The sequence below is a fragment of the Vibrio sp. 704 genome, assembly GCF_033339295.1.
In genome coordinates this window covers 1-672 of sequence record NZ_JAWOUH010000499.1, presented here as the reverse complement: position 1 = coordinate 672, position 672 = coordinate 1, and the positions used below count along the sequence as shown (strand labels likewise).

Below are 672 nucleotides of genomic sequence, written 5' to 3'. Positions count from 1 at the left end.
TATGGTGGAGCTTGCTAACTGTAATGAGCAAACGCTTCGTCATCTACGTACTCATCGAGTGTCGATGGTGTTTCAGAAGTTTGCTCTGATGCCTTGGCTAACCGTACTGGATAACGTTGCCTTTGGCCTGGAAATGCAAGGCATCGGTAAAGCAGAGCGCCGTGCAAAAGCTCGTGAACAGTTAGAAATGGTTGGTTTGTCAGAATGGGAGAGTAAGCTCCCGCATGAGCTATCTGGTGGTATGCAGCAGCGTGTGGGCTTGGCTCGTGCGTTTGCGATGGACACAGATATTCTTCTCATGGATGAACCGTTTTCAGCACTTGACCCACTGATCAGAGCGCAGCTGCAAGATGAACTGATTCTGCTGCAAGAAAAGCTCAATAAAACCATTTTGTTCGTGAGTCATGACTTAGATGAAGCACTTAAAATTGGTAACAACATTGCCATTATGGAGTCGGGTAAACTGATTCAGCATGGTAAGCCAGAGCAGATCATTCTGGCACCAGAAACCGATTATGTGGCGGACTTCGTTGCCCACACGAATCCTCTAAATGTGCTTAAAGGTCGTTCTCTAATGAAGTCGAGTGATGCTTTGGTACGTGAAAAAGAGCGTGTGCTTATTTGTCCTGATAAAGAAATTTGGGTGACGCAAGAGCCTAAAGGCCTGAGTTT

General features: G+C 46.3%; 1 protein-coding gene. It reads left to right on the top strand.

Annotation, left to right across the window (positions count from 1 at the left end):
* On the top strand, positions 1–672 hold a 672-nt coding region (locus R7R24_RS27360), incomplete at both ends, for an ATP-binding cassette domain-containing protein (RefSeq protein WP_318120219.1).